This window comes from Novispirillum itersonii, from assembly GCF_014205675.1.
In the GTDB taxonomy this organism is placed as follows: Bacteria; Pseudomonadota; Alphaproteobacteria; order Rhodospirillales; family Rhodospirillaceae; genus Novispirillum; species Novispirillum itersonii_A.
The window spans coordinates 153,849-170,889 of sequence record NZ_JACIIX010000002.1 but is presented as its reverse complement, the minus strand read 5'-3'; the positions used below and the strand labels follow the sequence as shown (position 1 = coordinate 170,889).

At 67.8% G+C, this 17,041-nt stretch carries 13 protein-coding genes; 12 read left to right on the top strand and 1 reads right to left on the bottom strand.

Annotated elements, in window-relative coordinates; genetic code table 11:
• Positions 1-33 precede the first annotated feature (33 nt).
• From FHS48_RS03980 to FHS48_RS03965, 4 genes are read left to right on the top strand one after another with little or no spacing between them, the layout of a single operon-like run.
• Positions 34-357, top strand: coding sequence for a (2Fe-2S)-binding protein (locus tag FHS48_RS03980; protein ID WP_184261642.1), 324 nt, complete (start codon positions 34-36; stop codon positions 355-357).
• Positions 354-1,775, top strand: coding sequence for an FAD/NAD(P)-dependent oxidoreductase (locus FHS48_RS03975; protein ID WP_184261639.1), 1,422 nt, complete (start codon positions 354-356; stop codon positions 1,773-1,775). The genes FHS48_RS03980 and FHS48_RS03975 overlap by 4 nt, the downstream gene beginning before the upstream one ends.
• Positions 1,772-2,923: an NAD(P)/FAD-dependent oxidoreductase gene (locus FHS48_RS03970; protein ID WP_184261637.1), complete on the top strand. Its 1,152-nt coding sequence runs from the start codon at positions 1,772-1,774 to the stop codon at positions 2,921-2,923. The genes FHS48_RS03975 and FHS48_RS03970 overlap by 4 nt, the downstream gene beginning before the upstream one ends.
• Positions 2,924-2,969: 46 nt before the next feature.
• The gene (locus FHS48_RS03965) at positions 2,970-4,013 is read left to right on the top strand and encodes an ABC transporter substrate-binding protein (RefSeq protein ID WP_184261635.1); all 1,044 of its coding nucleotides are present in this window, start codon (positions 2,970-2,972) and stop codon (positions 4,011-4,013) included.
• 153 nt (positions 4,014-4,166) lie between these two features.
• On the opposite strand, the gene FHS48_RS03960 is transcribed toward FHS48_RS03965, so the two are convergent.
• Complete coding sequence (locus FHS48_RS03960) at positions 4,167-4,814, bottom strand: TetR/AcrR family transcriptional regulator (protein WP_260402345.1); 648 nt, start codon at positions 4,812-4,814, stop codon at positions 4,167-4,169.
• A gap of 141 nt (positions 4,815-4,955) precedes the next feature.
• Here FHS48_RS03960 and FHS48_RS03955 point away from each other — a divergent pair, with 141 nt between their 5' ends.
• The 8 genes from FHS48_RS03955 to FHS48_RS03920 all read left to right on the top strand — a co-directional run bounded on the left by FHS48_RS03955 (position 4,956) and on the right by FHS48_RS03920 (position 16,987).
• Positions 4,956-6,119: an efflux RND transporter periplasmic adaptor subunit gene (locus FHS48_RS03955; protein WP_184261631.1), complete on the top strand. Its 1,164-nt coding sequence runs from the start codon at positions 4,956-4,958 to the stop codon at positions 6,117-6,119.
• 12 nt (positions 6,120-6,131) lie between these two features.
• Positions 6,132-9,266 (top strand): efflux RND transporter permease subunit, encoded by a 3,135-nt coding sequence (locus tag FHS48_RS03950; protein ID WP_184261629.1) that lies wholly within the window; start codon positions 6,132-6,134, stop codon positions 9,264-9,266.
• Positions 9,263-10,732, top strand: a complete 1,470-nt coding sequence (locus FHS48_RS03945; protein ID WP_311769075.1) for an efflux transporter outer membrane subunit — start codon at positions 9,263-9,265, stop codon at positions 10,730-10,732. Before FHS48_RS03950 ends, FHS48_RS03945 begins: the two co-directional genes overlap by 4 nt.
• 176 nt (positions 10,733-10,908) lie before the next feature.
• A complete protein-coding gene (locus FHS48_RS03940) occupies positions 10,909-11,907 on the top strand; it encodes an ABC transporter substrate-binding protein (protein ID WP_184261627.1) in 999 nt (332 codons plus the stop codon).
• A complete protein-coding gene (locus FHS48_RS03935; protein ID WP_184261625.1) occupies positions 11,904-12,776 on the top strand; it encodes an ABC transporter permease in 873 nt (290 codons plus the stop codon). Before FHS48_RS03940 ends, FHS48_RS03935 begins: the two co-directional genes overlap by 4 nt.
• 28 nt (positions 12,777-12,804) lie before the next feature.
• A complete protein-coding gene (locus FHS48_RS03930) occupies positions 12,805-15,033 on the top strand; it encodes a TonB-dependent receptor family protein (protein WP_184261623.1) in 2,229 nt (742 codons plus the stop codon).
• A complete protein-coding gene (locus FHS48_RS03925) occupies positions 15,033-15,785 on the top strand; it encodes an ABC transporter ATP-binding protein (protein WP_184261621.1) in 753 nt (250 codons plus the stop codon). The genes FHS48_RS03930 and FHS48_RS03925 overlap by 1 nt, the downstream gene beginning before the upstream one ends.
• A complete protein-coding gene (locus FHS48_RS03920) occupies positions 15,782-16,987 on the top strand; it encodes an NnrS family protein (RefSeq protein ID WP_184261620.1) in 1,206 nt (401 codons plus the stop codon). The genes FHS48_RS03925 and FHS48_RS03920 overlap by 4 nt, the downstream gene beginning before the upstream one ends.
• Positions 16,988-17,041: the final 54 nt, after the last annotated feature.

The window sequence follows — 17,041 nt, the reverse complement described above, 5'->3', positions numbered from 1 at the left end:
CTGCCTGCTGCGACCCTTTCTGAAAGGTCTGTCATGAGCCTGCTCGTCCGCTACGCGGAGCAGTCCCGCCCCCCTGTGCACTTTTTTCTGGACGGCCAGCCGCAGACGGCCCTGTCCGGGGACACGCTGCTGACCGCGATCCTGACCTGTGCCAACCGCCTGCGTCAGACTGAATTCACCGGGGAAAACCGGGCCGGGTTCTGTCTGATGGGGGCCTGTCAGGACTGCTGGATTCAGGTACGCCGGGGGACCGGGCCGGTGGAACGGCTGCGCGCCTGTTCCACCCTGCTGGAAGAGGGCATGAGCCTGTCAACCTCCGCCACCGTCCCCCCGGTGATGACGGGAGCGGCCTCATGACTGCCGCCGCAACCACCTCCCTGCGTCCGGTGATCGTCGGGGCCGGTCCCGCCGGGGTCCGCGCCGCCGTCACCCTCGCCGCCGCCGGGCTGAACCCGGTGCTGGTGGATGAAGCTGCCCGCCCCGGCGGACAGATTTACCGCCAGCCCCCCGCCGGTCTGACCCGCCCGCCGGAAGCCCTGTATGGCTTCGAGGCCGCCAAGGCCCGGGCCATCCATACCGCGCTGGCCCCCTATGCCGGGCAGATCGACCACTACACCGAAACGCTGGTGTGGAACATCGAACACGGCGCACTGGACCTGATGAACCGCGATGCCAGCGGCCAGCCGGTCAGCACCGTCCTGCCCTATGACAGCCTGATCCTTGCCACCGGGGCCACCGACCGCATCCTGCCGCTGCCGGGCTGGACCCGCCCCGGCGTCTACACCCTCGGCGGGGCCCAGATTGCCCTGAAGGCACAGGGCTGCGGCATCGGAAAGCGGGTGGTCTTCGCCGGAACCGGCCCGCTGCTGTATCTGATCGCCTATCAGTATGCCAAGGCCGGGGCCACGGTTGCCGCCGTGCTGGATACCGCCCCCTTCGTCAACCGCATCCACGCCCTGCCCGGCCTGCTCGCCTGCCCGGATACCCTGCTGAAGGGCCTGTATTACACCGCGTGGCTGAGCCTGCACGATGTACCGCTGCACAGCGGTGTCACCCTGCGCGAGATCAGCGGCCCCGACGGGACCGTCGCCGCCCTGCACTGGCGGGATGCCAAAGGCCGGGACCGGGAAACCGCCTGCGACGGCATCGGCCTCGGCTATGGTCTGCGCTCGGAAACCCAGCTGGCCGATCTGGCCGGGTGCCGCTTTGCCTTCAACGATCTGCACCGGGTCTGGCTGCCGGAGCGGGATGACGCCGGGCGTACCTCGGTCGCCGGGGTCTATGTCGCCGGGGATGGTGCCGGGATTGCCGGGGCCGACGCCGCCGAAGCCGCCGGAGAGCGGGCCGCGCTGGCCCTGTTGCAGGACCGGGGCCTGCCGGTTGACCCCACCCGTGTGACCGCGCTGGACAGACGGCTGGCCCGCTTCCGCCGCTTCAGCTCCGCCCTGTGGACCGCCTTCCCGGTTCCCGCCGGATGGGCGCACGACCTGCCGGACAGCATGACCCTGTGCCGCTGCGAGGAAATCACCGTCGGCACCCTGCGCCAGACCGTGCGGACCGACACCCCGACCGAACTGAACCGCCTGAAGGCGCTGTCGCGGATCGGCATGGGCCGCTGTCAGGGCCGGATGTGCGGGGTCGCCGCCGCTGAAGTTCTGGCCCATGAAACCGGCAGGCCGGTTTCCGCCATTGCCCGGCTGCGCCCGCAGCCCCCGATCAAACCCTTACCCGCCGCCACCCTTCCGGCGCCGGTTTCCGGGGAGGACACCCCATGACCCACCATCTGCGCGCGGATGTGGTGATCGTCGGCGGCGGGATCGTCGGCGGATCCGCGGCCCTGTTCCTGCGTCAGGCCGGGGCCTCGGTGATCCTGATGGAACGCGACCGCCCCGGCAGCCGGGCCAGTGGCGTCAACTACGGCGGGGTCCGCCGTCAGGGCCGCCCGCCGGAGCACCTGCCGCTGGCACAGCGGGCGCACGCCCTGTGGGCCAACCTGCGGTCCCTGATCGGCGAGGACGGGGAATATGTCCGCTCCGGGCATCTCAAGCTGGCCCGCTCCGCCGCCGATATGGCCTCTCTGGAAGCCTATGCCGCCCGGGTGGAAAACTTCGGCCTCGGCCTGCAACTGCTGGACACCGCCGACCTGCGCCGCCTGTATCCGATGATCGGCGACAGCGCCATCGGCGGGTCCCTGTGTCCGGAAGACGGCCACGCCAATCCGCGCCTTGTCTCCCCGGCCTTTTCACGGGCCGCGGCGGCAGCCGGGGCCACCATTCTGGACCGGGCCCCGGTCAGCGACATCCGCATCACCCCGGAAGGGTTTCACGTCACCAGTGCACAGGCCGAAATCACCGCCTCAGCCCCGGTTCTGATCAACTGCGCCGGGGCCTGGGCCGGGGAACTGGCCGCCGGAATCGGCGATCCGCTGCCGATTTCGGTGATCCATCCCCTGATGGCCGTGACCGAACCCCTGCCGCCGTTCCTGACGGTCAGCATCGGGGTGGAAGGCGGCGGCGTCTACGGGCGGCAGGTGGAACGCGGCAACTTCGTCTTCGGCGGCGGGCGCGGCTTTGCCCACCCGAAGGCCGATGCCCGCTCCGCCACCACCCCGCCTGATTTTGCCCGCCCGGAACGGCAGGCCGCCCTGCGGCTGCTGGCACAGGGCACCGGTCTGTTCCCGGCCCTTCAGGGCTGCACCATCATCCGCAGCTGGAGCGGGGTTGAAGCAGAAACCCCCGATCACGCCCCGATCATCGGGCCCAGCCGCATCCATCCCGGTCTGTTCCATGCCTGCGGATTCTCCGGGGCCGGATTCCAGATCGGTCCCGCTGTCGGCGCGGTGCTTGCCGACCTTGTGACCACCGGCCGCAGCGTGACGCCGATCGACGCGTTCCGCCCCGACCGTTTTTCCTCCCCTGCATGACCATACCGGTCTAACCATAATCTGATAACAGGAAGGATATGTGACGATGACCCTGATGAAATCCCTGATCGCCGCCACCAGCCTGCTGGCCCTGTCGGCCAGCGTCGCCACTGCCGCTGACAAGACCCTGTACGTCGGCATGAACGGCGGCACCATGGAAAAGACCTACACCGAAAAGGTGTTCCCGCTGTTTGAAAAGGAAACCGGGGTCAAGGTCGTGGTGGTGCCCGGCACCTCCACCGATATCCTCGCCAAGATGCAGGCGCAGAAGGAAGCGCCGCAGATGCACATCGCCTTCCTCGATGACGGCCTGATGTTCCGCGCCATCGGCATGGACCTGTGCGAACGCCTCCAGCCGTCTGATTCCTACCGTCAGCTGTATCCCGTCGCCCAGATCAAGGGCGGCATGGCTGCCGGGGTGAACATGGGCATGGTCGGTCTGGCCTATAACAAGAAGATGTTCGCCGAAAACAAGTGGGCCCCGCCGTCGTCGTGGCTGGACATGACCGACCCGAAGTTCAAGGGCAAGCTGGTGGTGCAGTCTGCCCCGTCCTCCAGCTTCGGCTTGCACGCCTTCCTGATGTTCAACCGTACCCAGGGCGGCAGCGAGGCTGATGTTGAGCCGGGCTTCAAGAACTGGAAGACCAAGGTCGGCACCAACGTGCTGGAATACATCCCCAGCTCGTCGAAGATCTCGGAAATGGTGCAGACCGGCGAAGCCGCCCTATTCCCGCTGACCCCGACCGGCGTCGGCGCCCTGAAGGAAAAGGGCATCGATGTTGAATACGCCCAGCCGAAGGAAGGCTCCGTGGTGCTGATGGTCGGCGAATGCGCGATCAAGAACAACAGCGAACCGGAACTGACCCAGAAGCTGGCCGCCTTCCTGCTGTCGGTCCCGGCGCAGGAAGCCGCCATGCAGTACGGCAGCCAGATTCCGTCCAACCGTCAGGCCAAGGCCACCCCGGATAAGCAGGCAGAACTGGAAACCTTCCAGGCCAACATGGCCAATGCCACGCTGGTCAACTGGGACGTGATCAACGAAAAGCGTCCGGAATGGAACGACCGCTGGAACCGTGAAGTCGAACGGTAAACAGTCCTCTGGCAACAGTCCGGAGCGTTTTCAGCAAAAGCGGACCCCGGTTCTGCAGTTGAAAACGGTCTGGCCTGTGCCTGATCTGTTTCTGACCTGTTTCTGAAAGGGCCGGTTGCCCCCTGCCGGAGGGGGGCACCGGCCTTTTTGGCGTCAGCCCCCACGCCTGCGGCCCGCGCCGGTCAGGAAGACATCAACGGCAACCCCGACCCGGTAGGCCATTTCCTGTTCCTCAATCACCGGGGCCAGTCCCAGCGTCCGGCGGACGTGAAAGTCACTGAACAGGGTGCCGATGAAAATCTGCGCCATCAGCCGGGCATCCCCGTCCATCAGCAGGCCCTCCGCCTGCCCGCGCCGGAACACGGCGGTCAACCGGTCCGTCAGCAGTTTCGGGCCTTCATCATAAAACTGCCGGGCGATATCGGGGAACCGGGTGCCCTCCGCTGCCATGATCCGGTAGACGGCAATCGACCCCGGACTCATCACCGTGCGCAGGAAATGCAGCCCGAACGCCGTTAAATCCTCACGGGTCGCCGACACCCCCGGACAGTCTTCACCATCAGCTCCCGGGTCGACGGTATCCCACACCCGGTGGCAGGCTTCCCGCACCATGGCGCGCAACAACCCTTCCTTGTTTCCAAAAGCCTCATACAATGTGCTGCGGGATCCCTTGGAATGACGCAGAATATCCGACAGACTGGTGCGTTCAAATCCCTGCTCCAGAAACAGGGTCATCGCCGCCTCCAGAATAGCCTGTCTCCGGGCTTCTCCCCGGCTCGGTTTTTCGGGCGGTTGCGGCATTTCAGTCACGGTCGGTTCCTAAAAAATCAGACGGCGTTCATCTCACGCTTGCGATTGTATCAAACTGTACAGTACAGTACAGCACTTTCGCCCCGGGCCCCCGAGTCACCCGTGGGCCTCCCCACCGGAGCTGACACCCCGATGCATGCCAAACGCCCTCTCTTTCCGGTTGCCATCCCCCTTGCCCTGGCCTCAGCCCTGATTTTGGCCGCCTGCGACGAAGCCCCGAAGCAGCAGGCCGCCGCCCCCGGTGGCGGGATGCCGCCGGTGGAAGTGGCGGTAATCACCGCCACCCCGTCCAACGTGCCGGTCACCACCGACCTGCCGGGCCGCACCACCGCTTTCCGCGTCGCTGAAGTGCGCCCGCAGGTCAGCGGCATCGTCCTGAAGCGCCTGTTTGAGGAAGGCAGCGACGTTCAGGCCGGTCAGCAGCTGTATCAGATTGACCCCGCCCCCTATCAGGCGGTGGTGCAGAGTGCGCAGGCCGATCTGGTCAAGGCCCGCGCCAGCCTGAAATCGGTGGAGGCCAAGGCTGCCCGCTACGCCGAACTGGTCAAGATCAACGCGGTTTCCCGTCAGGATTATGACGACGTGATCGCCAGCCTCGATCAGGCCAAGGCGCAGATTCAGGTGGCACAGGCGGCGATTGACACCGCCCGTATCAATCTGGACTACACCAAGGTCTATGCCCCGATCGCCGGGCGCATCGGCAAATCCGCCGTCACCGAAGGGGCGCTGGTGACCGCCAATCAGACCACCTCGATGGCGCTGATCACCCAGCTTGATCCGATTTACGTCGACCTCAACCAGTCCAGTGCCGATCTGATGCGGATGAAACAGGCTGCCGCCGCCGGATCGGTGCAGCGCAAGGACGCCGCCCCGGTGACCCTGCTGCTGGATGGGGTGTCCAAGCCCTATGCCCATACCGGCGAACTGAAGTTCTCCGACGTCACCGTTGATGAAAGCACCGGATCGGTGCAGGTCCGCGCCGTGTTCCCCAACCCGGACCGCGACCTGTTCCCCGGCCTGTTCGTCCGCGCCCGCATCGAGCAGGGTGTGCGTGACAACGTCTTCCTGATTCCGCAGCAGGCGGTGGTCCGCACCCCGGCCGGGGCCACCCAGGTGTGGGTGGTCAACGCCGACAACACCGTTGCCCCCCGTCCGGTGGAGACCACGCAGGCCGCAGGCGACTCGTGGATCGTTACCGGCGGCCTGACCGCCGGGGACAAGGTGGTCACCGCCGGTATCCAGAAAATCAAGCCCGGCGCGACGGTCCGCGTTGCCGCCCCGGCGCAGCAGCAGTAAGCGGGGACCCCTATGTCACGCTTTTTCATTGATCGCCCGATCTTTGCATGGGTGATCGCCATCGTCATCATGCTGGCGGGGGCGCTGTCCATTCTGGCGCTGCCGATCGAGCAGTATCCGCGCATTGCGCCGCCGACCATCCAGATCAGTGCGTCTTACCCCGGCGCTTCGGCGCAGACGGTGGAAAACACCGTGACGCAGGTGATCGAGCAGAAGATGAACGGCCTCGATTACCTGCGCTATATGTCCTCGACCAGTGACTCGGCGGGGAACATCTCGATCACCCTGACCTTCGAGTCCAAGGCCAACCCCGACATCGCGCAGGTGCAGGTGCAGAACAAGCTGCAACTGGCGATGCCGCTGCTGCCGCAGGAAGTGCAGGCGCAGGGTGTGCGCGTTGCCAAGGCGACCAAGAACTTTCTGGTGGTGGCGGCGCTGGTGTCCAAGGACGGCCGCTATGATCAGGCCTATCTGGCCGACCTTCTGGTTTCCAAGGTGCAGGATCAGCTCAGCCGCGTCTCCGGCGTCGGTGAAGTCACCGTGTTCGGCTCCCAGCGTGCCATGCGCATCTGGCTGAACCCGGACCGGCTGATCAGCTACAAGCTCTCCACCGCCGATGTGGTCGCCGCCGTGAAGGCGGAAAACGCGGAAGTCTCCGTCGGGCAGCTCGGCGGCCAGCCCGCCCTGCCCGGTCAGCGCCTGAACGCCACCATCATGGCCCAGAGCCGCCTCCAGACAGTGGACCAGTTCGGGGCGATCCTGCTGCGCGTCAACGCCGACGGTTCGCAGGTGCGCCTGCGCGATGTCGCCCGCCTCGAGCTGGGCTCGGAAAGTTATGAAATCGACGCCCGTTACAACGGCATGCCCGCCGGGGCGCTGGCCGTCAAGCTGGCGACCGGGGCCAACGCCCTGACCACCGCCGATCTGGTCCGGAAAGAATTCGAGGCGATGAAAGCCTTCTTCCCGGAAGGCGTCGAGGTCGTCTACCCCTATGACACCACCCCCTTCGTCCGCCTGTCGATTGAAGAAGTGGTGAAAACACTGGCCGAAGCCATCGTGCTGGTGTTTGTGGTGATGTTCGTCTTCCTCCAGAACTTCCGCGCCACGCTGATCCCGACCATAGCCGTGCCGGTGGTGTTGCTCGGCACTTTCGGCGTGCTGGCGGCCTGCGGATTCACCATCAACACCTTGACCATGTTCGCCATGGTGCTGGCCATCGGCCTGCTGGTCGATGACGCCATCGTGGTGGTGGAAAACGTCGAACGCGTGATGTCGGAAACCGGCCTGCCGCCGAAGGAAGCCACCCGCCGCTCCATGGAGCAGATCACCGGGGCCCTGATCGGCATCGCGCTGGTGCTGTCAGCGGTGTTCGTGCCGATGGCGTTCTTCACCGGATCCACCGGGGCAATTTACCGCCAGTTCTCGCTGACGCTGGTGTCGGCGATGGCCCTGTCGGTGGTGGTGGCCCTGATCCTGACCCCGGCCCTGTGCGCCACCATGCTGAAGCAGGTCCATCAGGGCCACGGCTGGTCGGACAAGGGATTCTTCGGCCTGTTCAACCGCGGCTTCAACCGCAGCCGCAGCGCCTATGTCAGCTCCGTCCGCTATGTGGTCCACCGCGCCGGGCGCATGCTGCTGATCTATGTCGCCTTCGTCGGGCTGCTGGGCTTCCTGTTCGTGCGGATGCCGACCGCCTTCCTGCCGGACGAGGATCAGGGCATCATGTTCGTGCAGGTCGCCACCCCGGCCTCCACCACCCGCGAACAGACCGCCGAGGTGATGACCCGGGTGCAGACGTATTTCCTGGAGCAGGAAACCGGCACCGTGGACAGCGTGTTCACCCTGTCGGGCTTCAACTTCTCCGGCCGGGGACAGAACGCCGGGATGGCCTTCGTCCGCATGAAGGACTGGTCCCTGCGCAAGGAGCCGTCGCAGAAGGTGCAGGCGGTTGCCGGGCGGGCCATGCGGGCGCTGTCCCAGATCAAGGAAGCGATGGTGTTCGCCTTTGTGCCGCCGTCGGTGATCGAACTGGGCAATGCCAGCGGGTTTGACTTCCAGTTGCAGGACCGGGGCGGTGTCGGCCATCAGGCCCTGATGGCGGCGCGCAACCAGCTTCTCGGCATGGCGGCACAGAATCCGGCCCTGATGGCAGTCCGTCCCAACGGTCTGGAAGACACCCCGCAGTACCGGGTGTCGGTGGACCGCGAGAAGGCGCAGGCCCTCGGCCTGTCGCTGTCGGATATCAACAGCACGCTGTCGGCGGCGTGGGGCTCGTCCTACGTCAACGACTTCATCGACAAAGGCCGCGTCAAGAAGGTCTACCTTCAGGCTGACGCCCCGTACCGCATGACCCCGGATGACCTCAACCGCTGGGAAGTGCGCAACAAGACCGGCGAGATGATCCCGTTCGCCACCTTCGCCACCGGCTCGTGGAGCTACGGGTCGCCGCAGCTGGAACGCTTCAACGGTGTGCCGTCGCGCAACATCAACGGCGCTCCGGCCCCCGGCCACAGCTCCGGCGAGGCGATGGCGGTGATGGAAGAGCTGGCCTCCAAACTGCCCGCCGGGATCGGCTTCTCGTGGAACGGCCTGTCCTATGAAGAACGGCTGGCCGGATCACAGGCCCCGGCCCTGTATGCCCTGTCGATCCTTGTGGTGTTCCTGTGTCTTGCCGCCCTGTATGAAAGCTGGTCGGTGCCGTTCGCGGTGATGCTGGTGGTGCCGCTGGGCGTGCTGGGGGCGGTCGCGGCCGTCACCGTGCGCGGGTTGACCAACGACATCTATTTTCAGGTCGGTCTGCTGACCACCATCGGTCTGGCGGCGAAAAACGCCATCCTGATCGTGGAATTTGCCAAACACCTGCACGATAACGGCCGGGCCCTGCGCGGCGCGATCATCGAGGCGGCCCAGCAGCGTCTGCGGCCGATCCTGATGACCTCGCTGGCCTTCATCCTCGGCGTGATGCCGCTGGCGATTGCCAACGGTGCCGGATCCGGGGCGCAGAATGCCATCGGGATCGGCGTGATGGGCGGGATGATCGCCTCCACCTTCCTCGCCATTTTCTTTGTGCCGGTGTTCTACGTCGTGGTGCAGCGCTGGTTCGGCAAAAAGCCGAAGCGCCTGCATCTGGTCGCGGAGGCTGAATGATGGCCGTCCGTTCCCTTCAGCCCCCTGTCCGCGAGACAACCATGACCTCTTTGCGTATGCCGCTGATGACGGCCGCCGCCGCCCTGCTGCTGGCGGGCTGCTCCCTCGTCCCGGACTATGACCGTCCGGCCGCGCCGGTCCCGGCCGCCCTGCCGCAGAACGGTGCCACCCTCGCCGGGGTCGGGCCGACTGCCGCCGATGCCCCGGTGTGGGCCGATATTCCGTGGCAGCAGTTTTTCACCGATCCCACCCTGCAAGGTTTGATCCGGCAGGCGCTGGAAACCAACCGCAGCCTGCGGGTGGCCGCCCTGAACGTGGAGGTGGCCCGCGCCACCTACCGCGTGCGGGAAGCCGACACCCTGCCGGAGGTCAACGCTACCGCCGGGGAAAGCGTCCAGCGGACCCCGCGCAACGCCAGCACCGCGACCCCGGCGCGGGATATGATTTCGCGTAAGTACTCCGCCAATCTGGCGGTGACCTCGTTCGAGCTGGATCTGTTCGGGCGGGTGCGGAGTCTGGAAAGCGCGGCGCTGGAAAGCTACCTCGCCACCGAGGAAGCCCGCACCGCCGCCCAGATTTCGCTGATCGCTGAAGTCGCCAACGCCTACCTGACCCTGCTCGGCGACCGCAAGCTGCTGGCCCTGACCGAAGAGACCCTGCAAAGCCGCCAGCAGTCGCTGCAACTGATTGAACGCAGCTTCCAGCTGGGGGTCGGATCGCAGCTGGATGTGTCGCAGGCCCGCTCCTCGGTCGAAACCGCCCGCGCCAGCCGTCTGCGCTATCTGCGTCAGGTGGAACAGGACCGTAACGCCCTCAGCCTGCTGGTCGGCGAGCCGGTGGATGTGGCGGTGCCGGGCGATCTGCGTACCGTGAAGCTGGTGGAAGATATCCCGGTCGGCCTGTCGTCTGACGTGCTGCTGCGCCGCCCGGATATCGCACAGGCCGAACATACCCTGAAGTCGGCCAATGCCAACATCGGGGCGGCCCGCGCCGCCTTCTTCCCGACCATCTCGCTGACCGGGTCGTTCGGCCTGTCCAGCAGCACCCTGCAAAACCTGTTCAAGGCCGGGTCCGGGGCCTGGGCCTTTGCCCCGTCGCTCAGCCTGCCGATCTTTGATGCCGGGAAGAACGAGGCGGAACTCGACAGCGCCAAGGCCACCAAGGACATCGCCGTCGCCAACTACGAGAAGGCGATCCAGACCGCCTTCCGCGAAGTGGCGGACTCGCTGGCCGCCCGGGGCACCTACGGCGAACAGCTACAGGCCCAGAACGCGCTGGTCGATGCCTATTCCAACAGCCTGCAACTGTCGCAGGCCCGCTATGACCGGGGCATCGACAGCTACCTGAGTGTTCTGGATGCCCAGCGCTCGCTGTTCTCTGCCCAGCAGGAACAGGTGACGACCGAAGTCGCCCGCCTGTCAACGCTGGTCACCCTGTACAAGACCCTCGGCGGCGGCGTGAAGTAAGCACGTCCTGCGCTTAACGCCCCGCCCCTGCAACGCCCGGTTCTCTGGACCGGGCGTTTTCTTTTGGAACTGCGGAACGCCTTGACCACGGTCAAGGCAATCAATTGATAGTGACTCTCATTATCACCGTCAATTCAGGCCGGACCTCCCCGGCTGCCCGTTCCGGAGATCCGGCCATGTCTGCCCTGTCCCGCCGCGCCCTGCTGTCCGGTCTGACCGCTCTGGCGGCGTCTTCCCTGCCGTTGCCCCGCCGGGCCCGTGCCAGCCAGCCCCGGTCCACCCCCCTGACGATCTGGGGACCGCCCGCCGGGCCGACAATCACGCTGGCCCACGGGGCCGCCACCGGGGCCTTCAGCCCCCTTGCCGACAGAACCGAGATCCGGGTGTGGCGGACCCCCGATGACCTGCGGGCCGGGCTGACCTCCGGCACCATGGACATTATGGTGCTGCCGACCCAGACCGCCGCCTCGTTATACCAGCGCGGGCTGAGGGTGCGGCTGGTGTCGGTGATGACCACCGGCCTGCTGTACATGGTATCCGCCGATCCGGGGCTGACCACCCTGCCCGCCCTGCGCGGCAGGACTGTGGCGGTGCCGTTCCGGAACGACATCCCCGATCTGCTGCTGCATCATCTGCTGCGCCACCATGGCCTGACGCCGGGACAGGACCTGACCGTACAGGTCACCGCCTCACCGGTGGAGGCGGTGCAGATGCTGCTGACCGGACGGGCCGACTGCGCCCTGCTGCCGGAACCCGCCGCCAGCGCCGCCCTGCTGAAAGCCGCCCAGCTGTTCGGCAAGACCCTGCACCGGATGATCGACCTGCAACAGGCGTGGGCCAGCGCCACCGGCAGCGATGCGGTGCTGCCGCAGGCCGGGCTGGGGGCGACCCCGTCCGGGCTGGACCGTCTTGGCCCCGACGCCGCCCTCCGTCTGCAACAGGCCATCGCCCGCGCCACCGCCGACACCCTTGCCAATCCCGATGCCGCCGCCCGCCATGCCAGCGATCTTCTGGGCTTCCCCGCCGATGTCCTCAGCCGGTCAATCGCCACCTCCAACCTGTCCGCCCTTCCGGCCCGGCAGGTCCGCCCGGCACTGGAACGGCTGTTTTCCCTGCTGCCGCCCGATGCCAGCACAGACCGCTCCCGGCCCCTTGATGCGGAGTTTTACCTATGACGGCGACACCCCCGGCTCTGAACGCCCTGCTCCGGGCCGCCGGGCTGCGCCTGTCCCGGATCGGACGCAGCCTGTGGGGCGGCTGGGCCGGACTGGCCGGACTGGCCCTGATCGCCGCCCTGTGGCAGGCCGGGCACGAACACTATGGGGCCTTTATCCTGCCCGCCCCGCTGGAGACCGCCCGCACCGCCCTCCGGCTGCTTGGCACCCCGGCGTCGTGGCAGATCATTGCCGAAACCCTGCTGCGGGCCGGGGCGGGCTTTTGCGGGGCGGTCTGCCTCGGGGTCAGCGCCGGAATCGCCGCCGGGTATTCTCCGGCCACCCTGCGGCTGGCCCGCCCGGTGCTGACGGTGATCACCGGGGTGCCGCCGATTGCCTGGCTGGTGCTGGCCATGCTGTGGCTGGGTCCGGGCGACGGCACCGTGCTGTTGACCGTGCTGATCGCCGCCCTGCCGGTGATTTTTGTCGCCGCAGCGGAAGGGATCGGCACCCGTGACCGTGGGCTGGATGCGATGGCCACCGCCTTCGGGGCCACCGCCCTGCACCGCCTGTGGCTGCTGGGGCTGCGCCACTGCCTGATACCGCTGTTTCCCGCCCTGACACTGGCCCTTGGCGGCGCGGTGAAGGTTGCGGTCATGGCCGAGCTGCTGTCCAACGCCGGAGGAATCGGCGGGGCGCTGGCCCTGTCCCGCGCCGCGCTGGATGTGCCTGCGGCACTGGCGTGGGTGGTGATCGCCGTCGCCAGCCTGATCACCCTTGAATACGCCGTCCTGCGGCCGTTGCAGGCGGAAACCGAGGTCTGGCGGGACGCTGCCCGCCCATGGGGGGTGCGCCGCGCCGCCCTGCCCCCTGCCCCTTCCCGACCATAACAGTCCGATCTTCATACGAGGTTTTGCGATGTCCTTTCGCCCGCCCCTGCGTTCCCTGCTGCTGGCCTCCGCCGCAGCGGTTCCATCCCTGCTGTCCGCCGCCCCGGCGCTGGCCCAGTCTGCCGCCCCCGGCGCGGCGGTGGCCCTGCCTGCCGTCACCGTCACCGCCCCGACGCCGGAGGAAGACGCCCGCCGGCGGCTTCAGGCCATCCCCGGCGGGGTGGCGGTGACCGGGCCGGAGGACCACCCCGACACCGCCACCCGCACCATCGCCGATGCCCTGAAGGGAACGCCGGGTGTGGTGGTGCAGACCTTCTTCGGCGGCAATGATCAGCCCCGGATCCAGATCCGGGGCTCCGGCCTGCAACAGAACCCGGTGGAACGCGGCATCCTCGCCCTTCAGGATGGCCTGCCGCTCAACCGGGCCGATGGATCTTACATTGCCGGGTTCGCCACCCCGGCGGCGGCGGCCACCACCGAGATCTACCGGGGCTATACCGCCAACCGGCTGGGGGCGACGGTGCTGGGCGGGGCCATCAACACCGTTTCCCCCACCGGCAGCAGCCATCCCGGCAACACCGTCACCCTTGAAGGCGGCAGCCACGGGCATCTGGCCACCTCGGTCCGCTCCGGGGCCAGCGCCGACGGCGTTGACGGTCTGGCACAGGTGACCCACGCCCGCCGGGACGGTTACCGCGACCACAACAGCGGCGACCGCACCACCTTCGACCTGAACGCCGGGGCAGTGCTGAGTGACCATGTCAGCACCCGCTTCTTCCTTGGCTATACCGATCTGGCCTTTGACGTTTCCGGTCCGCTGACGAAACAGAGGCTGGACAGCAATCCGCAGCAGGTGCACGGCGGGCCGGTGATCGTCGGCGGCATCGCCACGCAGGCCGGGCCCAATGTCCGCCGCGACCGCCCGCAGCGGGAGGCCACACAGGTCCGCTTCGGCAACCGCACCTCCTTCGAGACCGGAGACCACCTGTTTGATGTCGCCGTCGGCGTCACCAACACCGAGGACAGCTTCCGGTTTCCGGTCAGCTCCGGCATCCGCGAGATCAGCGGCAGCGATGCCACCCTTGTCGCCCGCCATGCCTATGATCCCGGCGGGAATGATCTGCCGCTGGTGGAAACCACCCTGCGCTATGTGATCGGCAGCGCCGAGCGGAGCGATTACCTCAACCGCTCCGGCAGCAAGGGCCAGCTGTTCGGCCGCAATGATCTGGACGCCACCACCCTGTCCGCCACCAGCACCGTCAATGTGCCGGTGACAGACACCCTCACCCTGTCGCCGTCGCTGACCTATTCCTATGCCACCCGTACCAGCGAAGACATCTACGGTGCCGCCACCCGGCCAACGCTGGCCTACAATCCGGCCAATCCCGGGGTGGCCCTGCCCGATGGGGCGGTGCCCACCCGCTCCACCAGTTACGACCGCAGCTACAGCGCCGTCAGCCCGTCTCTGGGCCTGAGCTGGCAGCCCGCCGCCGGGCACCGGCTGTTCACCGCCGTCAGCCGCAGTTTCGAGCCGCCGACCCACGATGATCTGCTGGCAACCGTCAACGGCACCCCCAACAGCAGCCCCGGCCGCCCGACCCCCGGCAACCCGGCGCTGGCGGCCGATGCCTACCGGACCCCGGACCTGAAGGCCCAGACCGCCACCACGCTGGAAGCCGGGTGGCGCGGCCCGGTCGGCGCGGTCACGGTGGACAGCACCGTCTATACCGCGTGGGTGAAGAACGAACTGCTCAGCCTGCGCGATTCCACCGGGGCACCGCTGGGGGCGGTCAATGCCGGGGACACCCGCCACAGCGGGCTGGAGCTGGGGCTGTCCGCCCGCCTGAGTGACGGTCTGGACGCCCGGCTTGGCTACACCCTTCAGGAATTCCGCTTCGTCAACGATCCGCTGCGCGGCAACAACCGGCTGGCCGGAGCCCCGCCGCATGTGGTGTCGCTGTCAGTCAATTACGCCCTGACCGGGGCGTGGTCGGTGGGGTCGGACCTGGACTGGATCCCGGTCAAAACACCGGTGGACAACATGAACACCCTGTACAACGACCCCTATGCCGTGGTCAGCCTGCGCACCGGATATCAGCTGACCGACAGCGTCCGCCTGTTCGGCGAGGTGCGGAACCTGTTTGACACCGCCTATGCCGCCTCCACGCTGGTGGTTGATGCCGCACAGGCGACACAGGCGGTCTACCTGCCCGGTGACGGGCGGTCCTTCTACGCCGGGCTGAAGGCCACCTTCTGATGGCGGCAGCCCTGACCCTGACCGGCATCGGCCACGCCTTTCTCGGCCGGACCATCCTTGACGGCATCAGCCTGACGGTGAACCCGGGCGAGGTGGTGGCCCTTGCCGGACCCTCCGGCTGCGGCAAAAGCACCCTTGCCCATATCGCCGCCGGGGTGCTGGCCCCGCTGCGCGGCCACCGGGATCTTCCCGGCGGCCGGTGCGGCATGGTGTTTCAGGATCCCCGGCTGCTGCCATGGGCCACCGCCGCCGATAACATCGCCCTCCCCCTGCGCCTGTCCGGGGTGCCCCGCCGGGACCGCCGGAGCAGGGTGGAGGCGGTGGCCCGGCAGGTCGCCCTGCTGCCGGAGGATCTGGACCGCTATCCGGCGGAACTGTCCGGCGGCATGCGGCAGCGCACCGCCATTGCCCGGGCTCTGGCCGATGGCCCGCCGGTGATCCTGTTTGACGAACCGTTCACCGCCCTTGATCCGGCCCTGAAGCGGCGGATGCAGGATCTGGTGACCGACGCGGCGGCCACCGCCCGCTTTGCCGCCCTGTTCATCACCCACGACCTTCAGGAAGCCGCCCGCATCGCCCACCGCATTGTGGTGATGAACCCGGACGGGCGCGGCCTGACCGGCGAATGCCGCCCGCCGGGTCAGCCCGGCCAGCGCGACGACGGCGCGGTGTTCGCCTTTGTCCGCGCGGCCCTGTCGTCCTCCCCCCTATTCGCCCATCTCAATGACCTTGATGAACGGCGCCTGCCATGACCTCCTGCCCCCCGCCCCTGCAACCGGACCTCTTCCGGCGTCTCAGCCGGGAAGGATTGCGCCTGTTCTTTCCGCTGGCCGCCCTGCACGGGGCGCTGTGGCCGCTGCTGTGGGTGGTGGCCGCGGGGCTGTCGCTGCCCGCCAGCCGGATCTCCCCATCCCTGTGGCATGGCAGCGAAATGCTGCTCGGCACCTTCGGGGCGGCGCTGATCGGCTTCCTGACCACCGCCCTGCCGGAATGGACCGGCATCCCGCGCTGGCAGGGCCGCAGGCTGGGCACTCTGGCCCTGCTGTGGGCGGTCGGGCGGCTGGCCGGGCTGATCGGGTCCTCCCCTCTCGGCTGGCTGTCAGGACTGGCGGATCTGGCGTGGCTGGCCGCCCTGATCTGGCAGGCCGGTCAGGGGTGGCGGCGGCACCCGGACCGCGCCCGGGCGGTGCTTCTGTGGCTGGCGGTGCTGGCCGGGGCCGCCGCCGCCCTGCGCTGGGGACTGGCCAGCGGTCAGGAGGATCTCAGCCGTTCCGCCCTGTGGGCCGTAAGCCTCAGTTACCTCGGGCTGCTGGGGCTGGTGCTGGCGCGGGTCTCGGTACCGGTGACCAATCTGTGCCTTGATCCCGGCGAAACCACCACGCCGTTCCGGCCGCATCCGGGGCGGATTTCCCTTGCCCCCGGCCTGACCGCCCTGTGTCTGGCGGCGTCGCTGGCCGGGATGTCTCCGGCGGTGTCGGCCTATCTGCTGATTGCCGCCGGGGCCGCCTTCCTTGACCGCTGTGGCGAAACCTTTGTCGGCCCGGAGTTCCGCCGCCCGGAGCTGTGGGGCCTGTGCCTGAGCAGCGCCGGGGCCGGAACCGGCCTGATCCTGACCGGAGCCGCCGGGTTGGGGCTGCCGCCGCCCCCGGTGGCCGGGCTGCATGTTGCCCTGATCGGCGGGCTGGGGATGGGGGTGCTGATGGTGTTTTCCATCGCCGGGCTGTTCCACACCGGGCGCTCCCTGCCCTTTCCCCGCACGGTGCCTGCCCTGCTGCTGCTGACCGCCGGGGCCGCCGCCGCCCGGGTGCTGCCCGATGCCGGGCTGATGCCGCATCCCCCCGGCCCGCCCTACTGGCCCGCCGCCACCCTGTGGGCGCTGGCGCTGGGCGGCTGGCTGCGGCTGTACCTGCCCCTGCTGCTGACCCCACGCGGGCCTGACAGCGGCTGCGGCTGAAAGGAATTCTGGCAGGGATTCTGAAAGGCAAACGGGGCGGGAACCACCGGTCCC